16 protein-coding genes and 1 riboswitch are annotated in these 14,372 nt (G+C 42.5%); of the genes, 13 read left to right on the forward strand and 3 right to left on the reverse strand.

Translation table 11 applies throughout. From position 1 onward, the window contains the following. Positions 1-119 precede the first annotated feature (119 nt). Positions 120-208: riboswitch (glycine riboswitch) on the forward strand. An 89-nt stretch (positions 209-297) separates the two neighbouring features. From PG086_RS02010 to PG086_RS02020, 3 genes are all read left to right on the forward strand, one after another. Then, complete coding sequence (locus PG086_RS02010; RefSeq protein ID WP_270747609.1) at positions 298-1,620, forward strand: alanine/glycine:cation symporter family protein; 1,323 nt, start codon at positions 298-300, stop codon at positions 1,618-1,620. A gap of 131 nt (positions 1,621-1,751) precedes the next feature. Continuing rightward, positions 1,752-2,300 (forward strand): carboxymuconolactone decarboxylase family protein, encoded by a 549-nt coding sequence (locus PG086_RS02015; RefSeq protein ID WP_000151890.1) that lies wholly within the window; start codon positions 1,752-1,754, stop codon positions 2,298-2,300. Positions 2,301-2,409: 109 nt separating this feature from the next. Continuing rightward, positions 2,410-3,309 (forward strand): TDT family transporter, encoded by a 900-nt coding sequence (locus PG086_RS02020; RefSeq protein ID WP_000714448.1) that lies wholly within the window; start codon positions 2,410-2,412, stop codon positions 3,307-3,309. Between the two features lie 24 nt (positions 3,310-3,333). On the opposite strand, the gene serS is transcribed toward PG086_RS02020, so the two are convergent. The 3 genes from serS to PG086_RS02035 form a co-directional block, all read right to left on the reverse strand. Beyond that, positions 3,334-4,608 (reverse strand): serine--tRNA ligase, encoded by a 1,275-nt coding sequence (gene serS / locus PG086_RS02025; protein WP_000884241.1) that lies wholly within the window; start codon positions 4,606-4,608, stop codon positions 3,334-3,336. Between the two features lie 213 nt (positions 4,609-4,821). After that, on the reverse strand, positions 4,822-5,193 hold the full coding sequence (locus PG086_RS02030; RefSeq protein ID WP_000079370.1) for a DUF956 family protein: 372 nt from the start codon (positions 5,191-5,193) through the stop codon (positions 4,822-4,824). 2 nt (positions 5,194-5,195) lie between these two features. Then, a complete protein-coding gene (locus tag PG086_RS02035) occupies positions 5,196-6,560 on the reverse strand; it encodes an aspartate kinase (protein WP_000869628.1) in 1,365 nt (454 codons plus the stop codon). Positions 6,561-6,842: 282 nt separating this feature from the next. Here PG086_RS02035 and PG086_RS02040 point away from each other — a divergent pair, with 282 nt between their 5' ends. From PG086_RS02040 to fabZ, 10 genes are all read left to right on the forward strand, one after another. Then, positions 6,843-7,628, forward strand: a complete 786-nt coding sequence (locus PG086_RS02040) for an enoyl-CoA hydratase (RefSeq protein ID WP_084872548.1) — start codon at positions 6,843-6,845, stop codon at positions 7,626-7,628. 90 nt (positions 7,629-7,718) lie between these two features. Continuing rightward, the gene (locus PG086_RS02045) at positions 7,719-8,153 is read left to right on the forward strand and encodes a MarR family winged helix-turn-helix transcriptional regulator (RefSeq protein WP_000386333.1); all 435 of its coding nucleotides are present in this window, start codon (positions 7,719-7,721) and stop codon (positions 8,151-8,153) included. After that, positions 8,153-9,127 (forward strand): beta-ketoacyl-ACP synthase III, encoded by a 975-nt coding sequence (locus PG086_RS02050; RefSeq protein ID WP_000852975.1) that lies wholly within the window; start codon positions 8,153-8,155, stop codon positions 9,125-9,127. Before PG086_RS02045 ends, PG086_RS02050 begins: the two co-directional genes overlap by 1 nt. Before the next feature lie 56 nt (positions 9,128-9,183). Further along, entirely contained in the window at positions 9,184-9,408 is a 225-nt protein-coding gene (locus PG086_RS02055; RefSeq protein WP_000257840.1) for an acyl carrier protein, read from the forward strand. A 117-nt stretch (positions 9,409-9,525) separates the two neighbouring features. Beyond that, the gene (fabK, locus tag PG086_RS02060) at positions 9,526-10,500 is read left to right on the forward strand and encodes an enoyl-[acyl-carrier-protein] reductase FabK (RefSeq protein ID WP_000857448.1); all 975 of its coding nucleotides are present in this window, start codon (positions 9,526-9,528) and stop codon (positions 10,498-10,500) included. Then, complete coding sequence (gene fabD / locus PG086_RS02065; RefSeq protein ID WP_270747619.1) at positions 10,493-11,413, forward strand: ACP S-malonyltransferase; 921 nt, start codon at positions 10,493-10,495, stop codon at positions 11,411-11,413. The genes fabK and fabD overlap by 8 nt, the downstream gene beginning before the upstream one ends. A gap of 44 nt (positions 11,414-11,457) precedes the next feature. Beyond that, on the forward strand, positions 11,458-12,189 hold the full coding sequence (gene fabG, locus PG086_RS02070) for a 3-oxoacyl-[acyl-carrier-protein] reductase (RefSeq protein ID WP_084853560.1): 732 nt from the start codon (positions 11,458-11,460) through the stop codon (positions 12,187-12,189). 28 nt (positions 12,190-12,217) lie between these two features. Further along, on the forward strand, positions 12,218-13,453 hold the full coding sequence (gene fabF, locus PG086_RS02075; RefSeq protein WP_057488697.1) for a beta-ketoacyl-ACP synthase II: 1,236 nt from the start codon (positions 12,218-12,220) through the stop codon (positions 13,451-13,453). A 2-nt stretch (positions 13,454-13,455) separates the two neighbouring features. Further along, positions 13,456-13,944, forward strand: coding sequence for an acetyl-CoA carboxylase biotin carboxyl carrier protein (gene accB, locus PG086_RS02080; RefSeq protein ID WP_001052302.1), 489 nt, complete (start codon positions 13,456-13,458; stop codon positions 13,942-13,944). Next, on the forward strand, positions 13,941-14,363 hold the full coding sequence (gene fabZ / locus PG086_RS02085) for a 3-hydroxyacyl-ACP dehydratase FabZ (protein ID WP_000565515.1): 423 nt from the start codon (positions 13,941-13,943) through the stop codon (positions 14,361-14,363). Before accB ends, fabZ begins: the two co-directional genes overlap by 4 nt. Positions 14,364-14,372: the final 9 nt, after the last annotated feature.

A 14,372-nucleotide genomic window follows, 5' to 3' on the forward strand; every position in this document is an offset into this window, starting at 1 on the left:
TTTTCATAGAATATATTGACAAAGGCTAACTTTTCTTGTAGAATAATAAAAAATAAAATACCAACACCGAATGAAGTTTAATAGAAGTGGAGAAAGGTTTGTTTTCCATGACTGTAAATGGACGGAACTCTGGAGAGACCGTAAAGGCACCGAAGGGGCAAGGCAGGTAACTGCTCAAACTCTCAGGTAAAAGGACAGAGCTAGGATAGACCGCTTTTTGGCATTTATCTAAGCATTCCAGAGTACATGTATCTTGCATGTGCTCTTTCTTTTGGGGTTGAAAGATAGGAGAAGGATATGTTAGAATTGCTAAAAGCGCTTGATGCTTTCGTTTGGGGGCCTCCCCTCTTGATCTTATTGGTCGGAACGGGTATCTATTTGACCATCCGACTAGGCCTTTTGCAGGTGGCTCGTCTCCCTAAGGCCTTTCAGCTGATCTTTACCAAGGATAAGGGGCATGGCGATGTGTCGAGCTTTGCTGCTCTCTGTACGGCTCTAGCAGCCACCGTTGGTACGGGAAATATCATCGGGGTCGCAACAGCCATTAAGGTTGGAGGACCAGGAGCCCTCTTTTGGATGTGGATGACAGCCTTCTTTGGGATGGCGACCAAGTATGCCGAAGGCTTGCTAGCCATCAAATATCGCACAAAGGATGCAAATGGAGCTGTAGCTGGAGGACCCATGCATTACATCCTTTTGGGGATGGGAGAAAAGTGGCGTCCACTTGCTATCTTCTTTGCCCTAGCGGGTGTATTGGTAGCCCTTCTAGGGATTGGTACCTTTACCCAAGTCAATTCGATTACAGAATCCATTCAAAATACAGCCCAAGTTGATCCAGCTATCACGGCTTTGATTTTATCCATTTTTGTAGGGATTGCCGTCTTTGGTGGTCTCAAATCCATATCAAAAGTTTCGACAGCAGTGGTTCCTTTTATGGCTATTGTCTATATTCTGGGAACTCTTACAGTTATTCTCTTTAATATCGAGAAAATCCCAGCTACACTTGCTCTCATCTTTACTTCAGCCTTTAGTCCAGCGGCTGCGGTAGGTGGCTTTGCAGGTGCCAGCATTCGGATGGCTATCCAGAATGGTGTGGCGAGAGGAGTCTTTTCTAACGAATCTGGCCTAGGATCAGCTCCCATTGCAGCGGCTGCAGCTAAGACAAATGAACCAGTAGAGCAAGGCTTGATTTCCATGACAGGAACCTTTATTGATACTTTGATTATCTGTACTCTGACAGGTCTGACAATCTTGGTAACTGGTGTTTGGAGTGGTGATTTGAATGGAGTTGCCTTGACTCAGTCAGCCTTCTCAACAGTTTTTTCACACTTTGGACCAGCTCTTTTGACCATCTTCCTTGTACTCTTTGCCTTTACGACGATCCTCGGATGGAACTACTACGGAGAACGCTGTTTTGAGTTTCTCTTTGGTGTTCGTTTTATCTGGCTCTATCGTGTAGTCTTTGTAGTCATGGTCTTGTTGGGAGGATTTATCGAGTTGGATATGGTTTGGATTATCGCAGACATCGTCAATGCCTTGATGGCTTTACCAAACTTGATTGCCCTCTTAGTCTTGTCGCCAGTCGTCATTGCTGAGACTAAAAAGTATTTTAAACACTAACCCAATCACACTTTTAGTGTGATTTTTTTCATTTCATAGACATTTCCTATCAAGGCGATTGAAAATATATATTATTCAAGTGGAAAATTCTATGATAGACTAAATGACAATAAAATGAAAAGAGGTTTCTTATGACAATATTTACCATCCACACAGTAGAATCAGCACCAGCAGAAGTAAAAGAAGTTCTTGAAACAGTACAAAAAGACAACAACGGCTATATTCCCAACCTAATCGGTCTCTTGGCCAATGCCCCAACCGCGCTTGAAGCCTACCGAACTGTCGGAGCCATCAACCGTCGCAATAGCCTGACACCAGTGGAACGCGAAGTAGTACAAATCACAGCTGCTGTAACCAATGGTTGTGCTTTCTGCGTCGCAGGTCACACAGCCTTTTCAATCAAACAAATTCAGATGAATGATGATCTTCTTCAAGCCCTCCGCAACCGCACTCCGATTGAAACAGATCCTAAATTGGACACCCTAGCTAAGTTTACCTTGGCGGTCATCAATACTAAAGGGCGTGTAGGAGATGAAGCCCTTAGTGAATTTTTGGAAGCTGGATACACGCAACAAAATGCCTTGGATGTGGTTCTCGGTGTTAGTCTTGCCAGCCTTTGCAACTACGCCAACAACCTAGCCAATACGCCTATTAACCCAGAATTACAACCTTATGCTTAATTCATATCTGAGAAAAAATGAAGTCTGAAATAATCGGGCTTCATTTTTTAGGCTCTCATTTAAGCGCTTTTATGCTATACTAATAATAACATGATTATTGGAGGCTCGGATGAAAAAGTTCCCCTTGGTATTTTCTGGCTGTTTACTAGGCTTAGCAGGTGCAGGAAATCTGCTTGCAGATACTTTGCCTGTTCCGTCGCATTTATTGAGTCTGACTGGTTTAGTTTTGTGGATTTTCTTTCTGATTCTTCATCTTTTTAATTGGGAAGAAACCAAGCAAGAATTGACCAAGCCCCCTCTTTTATCTGGAATGGCCACTTTTCCTATGGCTGGGATGATTTTAGCGACCTATGTCTTTCGCGTATTCCCTGCTCTTCCTTTGGTAGCACAAGGGATCTGGTGGTTTTCATTTCTCTTGGATTTGACTTTGATTGCGATTTTTACCATCAAATTTGCCTGTCCAGGTCGGAAGGTCAATGCGACTCCAAGCTGGACGGTGCTCTATGTGGGGATAGCTGTGGCAGCCTTAACCTATCCTCTGGTAGGTATCGTTGAAATTGCCTATGCAACCTTGAGTTTTGGTTTTGTCTTGACCTTTTATCTCTATCCCCTTATTTATAGCGATTTAAAGAAAGATCCCCTCCCAGTGGCCTTGCTTGGACAGGAAGGAATCTACTGTGCTCCCTTTTCTCTACTCTTGGCTTCCCTAGTTCGAGTTGGAGGAGCAAGCCTACCGACTTGGCTCTTGATTGTCATGATTTTGGCATCTCAGTCCTTCTTTTTCTTTGTTTTAACTCGCCTGCCTAATATTTTAAAACAAGGTTTTCAACCAGCCTTCTCAGCCCTCACCTTCCCAACCATTATCACAGCTACCTCGCTCAAGATGGCTCAAGGAATTTTGAAACTTCCATTTCTGGATTATCTGGTGTTGGCTGAAACGGTTATATGCCTCACTATTTTATTCTTTGTCTTGGTTGGTTATCTGATTTGGTTACGAAAAAAGGTCTAGCTAGAAATAGCTAGGCCTTATTTTTTATGGTTTGATAACTTCAGCGCCACCCATATATGGACGAAGAACTTCAGGGATGGTCACAGAACCATCTGCGTTTTGGTAGTTTTCAAGAATGGCAGCTACTGTACGCCCAACTGCAAGTCCAGAACCGTTCAAGGTGTGAAGGAGTTTAACCTTGCCATCGGCTTCATCACGGTAACGGATTTGGGCACGACGGGCTTGGAAATCTTCTGTATTTGAACAGCTTGAGATTTCACGATAGGTATTTTGCGCTGGAATCCAAACTTCTAAGTCGTAAGTCTTAGCAGCTGAGAAGCCCATGTCTCCAGTAGAGAGTGCAACAACGCGGTACGGAAGATTGAGTTTTTGAAGGATGTTTTCAGCGTTGGCCGTCATTTTTTCTAATTCTTCATACGATTCCTCTGGTTTGGCAAATTTGACCATTTCAACCTTGTGGAATTGGTGCAAACGAATCAAGCCACGTGTATCACGACCAGCTGAACCAGCCTCAGAACGGAATGAAGGACTCATAGCGGTAAAGTAGATTGGTAGGTCTTTACCGTCAAGGATTTCATCGCGATAGTAGTTTGTCAAAGGCACTTCTGCGGTAGGAATAAGGACATAATTAGTATCTTTCAATTCAAAAGTATCTTCCTTGAATTTTGGATATTGACCAGTACCAAACATAGAATCATGGTTAACCATGTATGGTGTGATGACTTCAGTATAGCCCTCTTTTCCATGCTCATCCAACATAAAGTTGTAGATGGCACGTTCCAAACGAGCACCAAGGCCTTTATAGAAGAGGAAGCGAGCACCAGTAACTTTTGCTCCACGTTCCCAGTCAAGGATACCAAGATCTTCACCAAGATCCCAGTGAGCTTTTGGTTCAAAGTCAAACTCACGTGGAGTACCCCAACGGCGGACTTCCACATTGTCATCTTCGTCAGCTCCGATAGGAACACTGTCAGCGGGGATGTTTGGAAGAGTAGTGGTAAATTCTGTCAATTTAGCATCGATGTCCGTCAATTCAGCATCCAAGGCTTTGATTTCAGCAGATAGGGTTTGCATCGCAGCAATCTTGTCATCGGCATTTTCCTTGTTGCGCTTGGCTTGGGCAATCTCAGCAGAAACTGTGTTGCGTTCTGCCTTAAGGTTTTCAACCTTGACCAAGATATCACGGCGTTTAGCATCGATTTCTTTCATCTCGTTTAAGGCAGCAGAATCTACACCACGTGTAGCTAATTTTTCTGCGACAGCATCAAAGTCTGTACGAATACGTTTAATATCTAACATAAGAACTCCTTTATGAAAAAAACACACCTGACAAAGCGTTGGAGTGGCAGGGCCACGGTTCCATCCAACTTCACAGGTGTGCACTTGATTGTGTATGTAATTGTTACTAACGGTAGAATTTCACTTACCCCTCCTATCTGCTCGCAGCACCCGCAGACTTTCTGGAAGAAGAGGATAACCTACTTATCCGTTGCTATGATTATACTAAAGTTTCTACTTTTTTGCAAATAGATTTTTGAATTTTTGACCAATGGTCTGGAGTAAAGTAGGAAGTTTCACAACCTTGTCATTGCCCAGTTTTTCGCGAGCAATTTTAAGAATGGCACCTGAGTCTTTTGAAGCAAAGAGGAATTTTCCTTGATCAGTGAAGACTTCAAAGTGGCGACTGATTTTGCGACCACTTACGTTGGCTCCAATTTGCTGAATACTTGACCAGGGAATTTGGATATATTGTTCGACATTGACATCAGGATAAAACTCTAAGGCTTGATCCCCAACTAGAAATTTTCCGACTTTTCCCGAGATGGAAAGATAGGATGTTCCAGTGGTTTGTAAGTCAATGACTTTATTGAGTGATTGGGCCATGATTAATCTTCCTTACTTTCATCGAAAAAGGCGTGGTAGAGAGCCTTGATAGCTGCCTTTTCTTGCTCTTTATTGACAACAAACATGATGGAAACTTCACTTGAGCCTTGGGACATCATCTGGATGTTGATTTTGTTTTCAGATAGAGCGCGTGTTGCAGTAGCAGTTACCCCGATATGGCTCTTCATCTTTTCTCCGACAATCATAATGATTGAAAGGTCATGTTCGATTTCAGCATGGTCCACTTCGGCCTTTTGAACTAACTGACGCAGAATTTCTTCCTCCTTGATAGGAGTCAATTCACGGGAACGAAGGATGATTGAAAGATCGTCGATACCTGTTGGCATATGTTCCCAACCAATGTTAAGATCTTCAAGGATTTGAAGAATCTTACGACCGAATCCAACCTCGCGGTTCATGAGGTATTTAGACATGTTGATGCTGACGAATCCAGAATCACCAGCGATCCCAACGACTGGGAATTTATCGCTACTGTGTTTTAGAACGATACGAGTTCCTGGATGGTCAGGATTGTTGGTATTCTTGATAACAAGAGGAATTTTTCCGCGGTAGGCAGGTAGAAGGGCCTCATCATGAAGGACAGAAAATCCGGCGTAAGCCAACTCACGCATTTCACGGTAGGTTAATTCAGGAATGGAGTGTGGTTGATGGATAATACCAGGGTGGGCAGCGAAGATACCGTCTACGTCCGTAAAGTTTTCATAGAGATCAGCCTTAACACCTGCTGCGATAATGGAACCAGTAATATCTGAACCCCCACGTGAGAAAGTACAGATTTGATTTTCCTTAGTCACACCAAAGAAACCAGGGATGACAAGGACTTCGTTGCTATCAGCCAAGCCTTCAATCTTGTCATAACTAGATGGAATGATACGTGCGTTTCCTGGTTCACTTGTGACAACGATTCCAGCTTCTCTTGGATGAACATAACGTGCATCAATGCCGTTTTGGTTAAAGTAGGCTGCAATGAGTTTGGCATTGTTATTTTCTCCAGCTGCTAAGAAAGTATCGTAGAGAAATTCATTGTCTTCTATAGGAAGAGTTGCCAAGGCCCGAATGCTTTTAGAAATCTTTTCTAAAACGGCAGGTTTTAGGCCTAGTTCACTAACCATAGCGGCATAACGGTCAATGATCCAGCTTTGACTAGCGTTGATATCATTTCCCGCCACATAGTCGCGATAGTATTTAATCAAGGCATCGGTTACTTTAGTATCTTCAGCATTGCGTTTTCCGGGTGCAGAAACGACTACAAAACGGCGTTCCTTATCACTTTTAACGATGTTTAAAACTTTTTCTAACTGACCAGCAGAGGCAAGCGAACTTCCACCAAATTTTACAACCTTCATAAGGACTCCTCAAGTAAGTATTTTATACGATTATAGCAGAAAGAGGGGCATTTTTCAATGAAGAAAATAGCTCCCTATTACAATAGAAGTAAATGCTAACTTATTCTGAAAAGCGACAACAGTTTAAAAGTAAGAGAGTCAAATTTCACTCACACTCATAAATAATGGGGAAATAATCAGCTGAGACACTTTCCTTTAGTTTTTCCTTGCCTCTTTATCCAAAAAAAGGTATACTTTGAAAATAAAATAATTTCATTGTCTTATAAAAGAAAAGGAGAAGCTATGAATCATATCTTATATCAGATCGTAGATGATCTGGCTATTATTACTTTGAATCGTCCCGAAGTGGCAAATGGTTTCCATATCCCAATGTGTGAGGAAATTTTAGAAGCTTTGACCCTAGCAGAGCAGGATCAAGCTGTTCAGTTCATCTTGATTAATGCTAATGGGAAGGTCTTTTCAGTTGGGGGAGACTTGGTTGAGATGAAACGAGCAGTAGACGAAGATGATATCCCTTCTTTGAATAAGATTGCAGAATTAGTCAATACAATTTCTTTTAAAATCAAGCAAATTCCTAAGCCTGTTTTGATGGAGGTAGATGGAGCAGTTGCAGGTGCTGCGGCAAATATGGCAGTAGCAGTTGATTTTTGCTTGGCGACTGACAAGGCAAAATTCATCCAAGCCTTTGTTGGAGTTGGGTTGGCGCCGGACGCTGGTGGGATTCATCTCTTGAGTCGTAGTATCGGGGTAACACGAGCTGCACAACTTGCTATGACAGGTGAAGCCTTGACCGCAGAAAAAGCACTGGAATGGGGCGTAGTATACCGCGTTTGTGAAGCTGACAAATTAGAAAAAACAAGAGAACAAGTTCTGAAAAAATTAAGACGAGGTTCAGCAAACTCATACGCAGCGATTAAAAAATTGGTTTGGGAAAGTCAATTTAAGGATTGGCAAGATTATGCCGAATTGGAATTGAAACTGCAGGAATCTTTATCTTTAACTGAAGATTTTAAAGAAGGGGTTCGAGCACATTCTGAAAGAAGAAGACCAAAATTTTCAGGAAAATAAAAAAATACTTGCACAATTCTTTGAAGTTTGTTATACTTTTTCTATCAAATGTTTTGATTGTGAAAGTTTTTTGAGGAGGAGGGAAAAAGTTTGGACTACCAACAAGTAAATGATTATTTAACATCTATTTTCAATAACGTCCTTGTGATTGAGGAGGTTAGCTTACGAGGTAGTCGATTCAAAGACATCTCCATCAAAGAAATGCACACGATTGATGTGATTGGGAAGTTCCCTGAGGCGACGCCTAGTAAGGTTTCCAAAGAACTGATGGTGACCCTGGGAACAGTTACGACCAGCTTGAATAACCTAGAAAGAAAGGGTTACATTGAGCGTATTCGTTCTGACCAAGACCGTCGTGTGGTCTATCTGCATTTGACAAAGAAAGGTCGTTTGCTTCACCGCCTTCACAAACGATTCCACAAGGCCATGGTCGAAAGAATTATTGACGGCATGAGTCCCGAGGAAAAGAAAGTCATGGGCAGAGGCTTGACGAACCTTTATCAATTTTTGGAGGATTTGAAATAATGGCCTTTGCTAAAATAAGCCAAGTTGCTCATTATGTTCCAGAGCAAGTGGTCACTAATCATGACTTGGCTCAAATCATGGATACAAGCGATGAGTGGATTTCAAGTCGGACAGGAATTAAACAGAGACATATCTCAAAAACAGAGTCTACAAGTGACTTGGCGACAGAAGTTGCGAAGAGCTTATTGGATAAAGGAAGCTTAACAGCGGATCAGATTGATTTTATCATTGTAGCGACGATTACTCCTGATTCGATGATGCCTTCTACAGCAGCTCGGGTTCAGGCAAATATCGGAGCTCATAGAGCTTTCGCCTTTGATCTGACGGCAGCTTGCAGTGGCTTTGTATTCGCTCTCTCAACTGCAGAAAAGTTTTTAAGTTCTGGACAGTTCAAAAAAGGGATTGTTATCGGGGCTGAAACCTTATCCAAGGCAGTTGATTGGTCTGATCGTTCGACAGCTGTTCTCTTTGGAGATGGTGCTGGTGGTGTTCTCTTGGAAGCGAGCGAAACACGTCACTTCCTTGTGGAAAGTCTCTATACAGATGGCTCTCGGAGCGAGTGTTTGACCTATGGTCAAACGGCTTTGGCTTCGCCTTTCTCAGATCAAGAAGCAGTTCCTGCTTTTCTGAAGATGGATGGACGAGCAGTTTTTGATTTTGCAAATCGTGATGTTGCTAGATCAATCAAGGAAACCATTGAAAATGGTCCAATCGCAGCATCGGACTTGGATTATCTCTTGCTTCATCAGGCAAATATCCGCATTTTGGATAAGATGGCTAAGAAAATCGGTGTAGACCGAGATAAGCTTCCTGCCAATATGATGGAGTATGGAAATACCAGTGCAGCAAGTATCCCGATTTTGCTCTCAGAGTGTGTGGAGAATGGCATGATTCGTTTAGATGGTAGCCAGACGATTCTCCTATCAGGCTTCGGTGGAGGTTTGACATGGGGCACACTCATTCTTACAATCTAGGTAATCATGTGGTAAACACATAGTTATAAAATTTTATATTTTAAAGGAGTCCTATCATGGCAGTATTTGAAAAAGTACAAGAAATTATCGTTGAAGAACTTGGGAAAGACGCATCAGAAGTAACACTTGAATCTACTTTTGATGATTTGGATGCAGATTCATTGGACTTGTTCCAAGTAATCTCTGAAATTGAAGATGCTTTTGATATCCAAATCGAAGCAGAAGATAACTTGAAAACAGTTGGTGACTTGGTTGCTTACGTTGAAGAGCAAACAAAATAATTAGCATATTACTAGAAGGAGTAGGGGAGACCCGCTCCCTCTTGTTTAGGTAATAGTTTGAAATTCAAATGATAAACTTATCGAACTATTACGTAAGCAAGGAATGATGGAGGCACTATGAAAACACGTATTACAGAATTATTGAACATTGATTATCCTATTTTTCAAGGAGGAATGGCCTGGGTTGCTGATGGCGACTTGGCTGGTGCAGTATCAAAAGCTGGTGGTTTGGGAATCATCGGTGGTGGAAATGCACCTAAAGAGGTCGTAAAGGCTAATATCGATAAAATCAAATCACTTACGGATAAACCTTTTGGTGTCAACATCATGCTCTTGTCACCTTTTGTAGAAGATATCGTTGATCTCGTGATTGAAGAAGGGGTTAAGGTGGTTACAACTGGTGCTGGAAATCCAAGTAAATACATGAACCGTTTCCATGATGCAGGAATTACAGTTATTCCTGTTGTTCCTAGTGTTGCTTTGGCAAAACGCATGGAAAAAATTGGTGCAGATGCCGTCATTGCAGAAGGGATGGAAGCTGGTGGACACATTGGTAAATTAACAACGATGACCTTGGTTCGCCAAGTTGCTGCAGCTGTTTCAATTCCAGTTATTGCTGCTGGTGGTATTGCAGATGGTGAGGGGGCAGCGGCTGGGTTTATGCTTGGCGCAGAAGCTGTTCAAGTAGGAACTCGTTTTGTAGTTGCCAAAGAGTCTAATGCTCATCCAAACTATAAAGCTAAAATTTTAAAAGCTCGTGATATTGATACAACGATTTCAGCACAACATTTTGGCCACGCAGTTCGTGCCATTAAAAACCAGTTGACTCGTGATTTTGAGCAAGCTGAAAAGGATGCCTTTAAACAAGAAAATCCAGATTTAGAAATCTTTGAGCAAATGGGAGCTGGTGCTCTTGCTAAAGCCGTTGTTCATGGAGATGTAGAAGGCGGATCTGTCATGGCCGGCCAGATTGCAGGTTTGATTTCTAAAGAAGAAACTGTTGAAGAAATCTTAAAAGATATCTACTACGGTGCAGCTGAAAAAATTCAAGAAGAAGCTGCTCGTTGGGCAGGAGTTACAAGAAATGACTAAAACAGCCTTTCTATTTGCGGGCCAAGGTGCTCAGTATCTAGGGATGGGACGTGATCTCTATGATCGCTATCCTATCGTCAAGGAAACAATTGACCAAGCTAGCCAAGTCTTAGGGTATGACCTTCGTGACTTGATTGACAATGATGAAGCAAAGTTAAATCAGACTCGTTACACGCAACCAGCTATTCTAGCTACATCCGTTGCTATTTATCGACTATTGAAAGGAAAAGGCTATCAGCCAGATATGGTGGCAGGACTGTCTCTCGGAGAATATTCGGCTCTTGTAGCAAGTGGTGCCTTGGACTTTGAGGATGCAGTTGCCTTGGTTGCTAAGCGTGGTGCTTATATGGAAGAGGCTGCACCTGCAGGCTCTGGGAAGATGGTTGCGGTTCTCAATACTCCAGTTGAAGTGATTGAGGAAACTTGTGAAACAGCCTCTAAAGTTGGAGTAGTGACTCCAGCCAACTACAACACCCCAAGCCAAATCGTCATCGGTGGCGAGGTGGCTGCGGTTGACCGCGCAGTTGAACTCTTGCAGGAAGCAGGAGCAAAACGATTGATTCCTTTAAATGTATCTGGCCCTTTCCATACAGCACTTTTAGAGCCAGCCAGTCAGAAACTAGCTGAAGCTCTTGAGGAAGTGAGTTTCTCTGATTTTACTTGCCCACTAGTCGGCAATACGGAAGCTACTGTTATGGAAAAAGATCGAATCCAAGAGCTCTTGACGCGTCAGGTGAAAGAACCTGTTCGTTTTTATGAAAGTATTGCTGTGATGCAGGATGCTGGGGTAACCAACTTTATTGAAATCGGCCCTGGAAAAGTCCTATCAGGATTTGTCAAAAAAATCGATAAAACTGCTAAGCTAGCTAACGTTGAAGATCAAACAAGCTTGGATGCTTTGCTAGGAAACTAGTGACCCCTTCTCCCAGAAAATACAACAGGAAATAGGAGAATAGAATGCAACTAAAAAATAAAAATATCTTTGTTACAGGTTCAAGTCGTGGTATCGGACTTGCCATTGCTCACAAATTTGCCAAACTAGGCGCTAATGTAGTTTTGAATAGTCGAGGAGCAATCTCAGAAGAATTGCTGGCTGAGTTTTCAAACTATGGTGTCAAAGTAGTACCGATTTCAGGTGATGTTTCAGACTTTGCAGATGCCAAGCGTATGGTAGATCAAGCGATTGCGGAACTCGGTTCTGTTGATGTCTTGGTCAACAATGCTGGGATCACTCAAGATACGCTTATGCTCAAGATGACAGAAGAAGACTTTGAAAAAGTGATTAAGATCAACTTGACAGGTGCCTTCAACATGACGCAAGCAGTCTTGAAACAGATGATTAAGGCGCGTGAAGGTGCTATCATTAATATGTCCAGTGTGGTCGGTTTGATGGGAAATATTGGGCAGGCCAACTATGCAGCTTCTAAAGCAGGTTTGATTGGTTTTACCAAGTCAGTAGCACGTGAAGTTGCCAATCGCAATGTACGTGTAAATGCTCTTGCACCAGGGATGATCGAATCGGATATGACTGCTGTTTTGTCTGATAAGGTCAAGGAAGCGACATTGGCTCAAATCCCAATGAAACATTTTGGTCAAGCAGAACATATCGCAGATGCTACAGTGTTCCTGGCTGGACAGGATTATTTGACAGGACAAGTTCTCGCTGTTGATGGCGGACTTAGCATGTAAAAAATAAGGAAAGATATAGGTAAGACAGATGAAACTAAATCGAGTTGTAGTAACAGGTTATGGATTGACCTCTCCTATTGGAAATACTCCAGAAGAATTTTGGAACAGTTTGCAAACTGGGAAGATTGGAATTGGAGAAATCACTAAGTTTGACCACAGCGAATTTGCTGTGCACAATGCGGCAGAAGTTCAAGACTTCCCCTTTGATAAATACTTTGTCAAAAAAGATACCAACCGTTTTGATAACTATTCTTTGTATGCCTTGTATGCGGCTCAAGAAGCGGTGACAAATGCAAATCTTGATGTAGAAGCAATTGATAAAGATCGTTTTGGTGTCATCGTTGCCTCAGGTATTGGGGGAATTAAAGAAATCGAAGACCAAGTTATCCGTCTTCATGAGAAAGGCCCAAAACGTGTTAAGCCATTGACACTTCCAAAAGCCTTGCCAAATATGGCTTCGGGAAATGTTGCCATGCGCTTTGGAGCAAACGGTGTCTGTAAATCAATCAATACAGCCTGTGCCTCATCAAATGATGCTATTGGCGATGCCTTCCGTTCCATAAAGTTTGGTTTCCAAGATGTCATGTTAGTAGGTGGATCAGAATCATCTATCACTCCTTTTGCCATCGCTGGTTTCCAAGCATTGACTGCCCTATCGACTACAGAAGATCCAACTCGTGCTTCTATTCCGTTTGATAAAGACCGTAATGGTTTTGTGATGGGAGAAGGTTCAGGTATGTTGGTTCTTGAAAGTCTTGAACATGCTGAAAAACGTGGCGCAACTATCTTGGCTGAAGTAGTTGGTTATGGAAATACCTGTGATGCTTACCATATGACTTCACCTCATCCAGAAGGTCAAGGTGCAATCAAGGCAATTAAATTAGCTTTGGAAGAGGCAGAGATTTCTCCAGAACAAGTGGCTTATGTCAATGCCCATGGAACTTCAACTCCTGCTAATGAAAAAGGAGAAAGTAGTGCCATTGTAGCTGTTCTTGGTAAAGAAGTACCAGTATCTTCAACCAAGTCCTTTACAGGACACTTGCTTGGTGCTGCAGGGGCAGTCGAAGCCATCGCTACAATCGAAGCTATGCGTCATAACTATGTACCAATGACAGCTGGAACAAGCGAGTTATCAGACTATATCGAAGCGAATGTCGTTTATGGACAGGGCTTGGAGCAAGAAATCCCTTATGCTATTTCAAATACCTTTGGTTTTGGTGGACACAATGCGGTTCTTGCTTTCAAACGTTGGGAGAATAAATAATTATGAATTTAAATGAGATCAAGGACTTGATGGCTCAATTTGACCAATCAAGTTTGAGAGAATTTTCTTATAAAAATGGAACGGATGAATTGCAGTTCAGCAAGAATGAAGCAAGGATGGCTTCTGAAGCGCCAGCTCAAGTTGCTCCAGTGCCAACTGCAGTAGCTGCAAGTCCAGTAGTTTCTGCCCCTTCAACTCCAGTAGAGAGTTCTGTGGAAGAAGCACCAGCACCAGCTGAAACGACTGTTGCTCCAGAGGGTGATGTTGTTGAAAGTCCACTTGTAGGGGTGGCTTACTTGGCCGCTGGACCAGATAAACCTGCCTTTGTCACAGTCGGAGACAGTGTTAAAAAAGGTCAGACTTTGGTGATCATCGAAGCCATGAAAGTCATGAATGAAATTCCTGCACCTAAGGATGGTGTGGTGACAGAAATTCTCGTTTCAAATGAAGAAATGGTTGAATTCGGTAAAGGATTGGTACGTATCAAATGATCGATATTCAAGGAATCAAAGAAGCTCTACCCCATCGCTACCCCATGCTCCTAGTGGATCGTGTCTTGGAAGTGAGCGAGGATACCATTGTTGCCATTAAAAATGTGACCATCAACGAACCTTTCTTCAATGGTCATTTTCCTCAATACCCAGTCATGCCAGGTGTTCTTATCATGGAAGCCTTGGCTCAGACTGCTGGTGTATTGGAATTGTCCAAACCTGAAAATAAAGGGAAACTGGTCTTCTATGCTGGCATGGACAAGGTTAAGTTCAAGAAGCAAGTTGTACCAGGTGATCAATTGGTCATGACGGCTACTTTTGTCAAACGTCGTGGTACGATTGCTGTGGTTGAAGCAAAGGCTGAAGTAGATGGTAAGCTTGCAGCGAGTGGTACTCTTACCTTTGCAATTGGAAACTAAGGAGGTTCT

The organism is Streptococcus halitosis, assembly GCF_027691175.1.
GTDB lineage: Bacteria > Bacillota > Bacilli > Lactobacillales > Streptococcaceae > Streptococcus > Streptococcus halitosis_A.

Excerpts from the sequence above, each read along its gene's own strand:
- PG086_RS02010 (WP_270747609.1), top strand. The coding sequence starts at position 298 with ATGTTAGAATTGCTAAAAGCGCTTGATGCTTTCGTTTGGGGGCCTCCC.
- PG086_RS02015 (WP_000151890.1), top strand. The coding sequence starts at position 1,752 with ATGACAATATTTACCATCCACACAGTAGAATCAGCACCAGCAGAAGTA.
- PG086_RS02020 (WP_000714448.1), top strand. The coding sequence starts at position 2,410 with ATGAAAAAGTTCCCCTTGGTATTTTCTGGCTGTTTACTAGGCTTAGCA.
- serS (WP_000884241.1), bottom strand. The coding sequence starts at position 4,608 with ATGTTAGATATTAAACGTATTCGTACAGACTTTGATGCTGTCGCAGAA.
- PG086_RS02030 (WP_000079370.1), bottom strand. The coding sequence starts at position 5,193 with ATGGCCCAATCACTCAATAAAGTCATTGACTTACAAACCACTGGAACA.
- PG086_RS02035 (WP_000869628.1), bottom strand. The coding sequence starts at position 6,560 with ATGAAGGTTGTAAAATTTGGTGGAAGTTCGCTTGCCTCTGCTGGTCAG.
- PG086_RS02040 (WP_084872548.1), top strand. The coding sequence starts at position 6,843 with ATGAATCATATCTTATATCAGATCGTAGATGATCTGGCTATTATTACT.
- PG086_RS02050 (WP_000852975.1), top strand. The coding sequence starts at position 8,153 with ATGGCCTTTGCTAAAATAAGCCAAGTTGCTCATTATGTTCCAGAGCAA.
- PG086_RS02055 (WP_000257840.1), top strand. The coding sequence starts at position 9,184 with ATGGCAGTATTTGAAAAAGTACAAGAAATTATCGTTGAAGAACTTGGG.
- fabK (WP_000857448.1), top strand. The coding sequence starts at position 9,526 with ATGAAAACACGTATTACAGAATTATTGAACATTGATTATCCTATTTTT.
- fabD (WP_270747619.1), top strand. The coding sequence starts at position 10,493 with ATGACTAAAACAGCCTTTCTATTTGCGGGCCAAGGTGCTCAGTATCTA.
- fabG (WP_084853560.1), top strand. The coding sequence starts at position 11,458 with ATGCAACTAAAAAATAAAAATATCTTTGTTACAGGTTCAAGTCGTGGT.
- fabF (WP_057488697.1), top strand. The coding sequence starts at position 12,218 with ATGAAACTAAATCGAGTTGTAGTAACAGGTTATGGATTGACCTCTCCT.
- accB (WP_001052302.1), top strand. The coding sequence starts at position 13,456 with ATGAATTTAAATGAGATCAAGGACTTGATGGCTCAATTTGACCAATCA.
- fabZ (WP_000565515.1), top strand. The coding sequence starts at position 13,941 with ATGATCGATATTCAAGGAATCAAAGAAGCTCTACCCCATCGCTACCCC.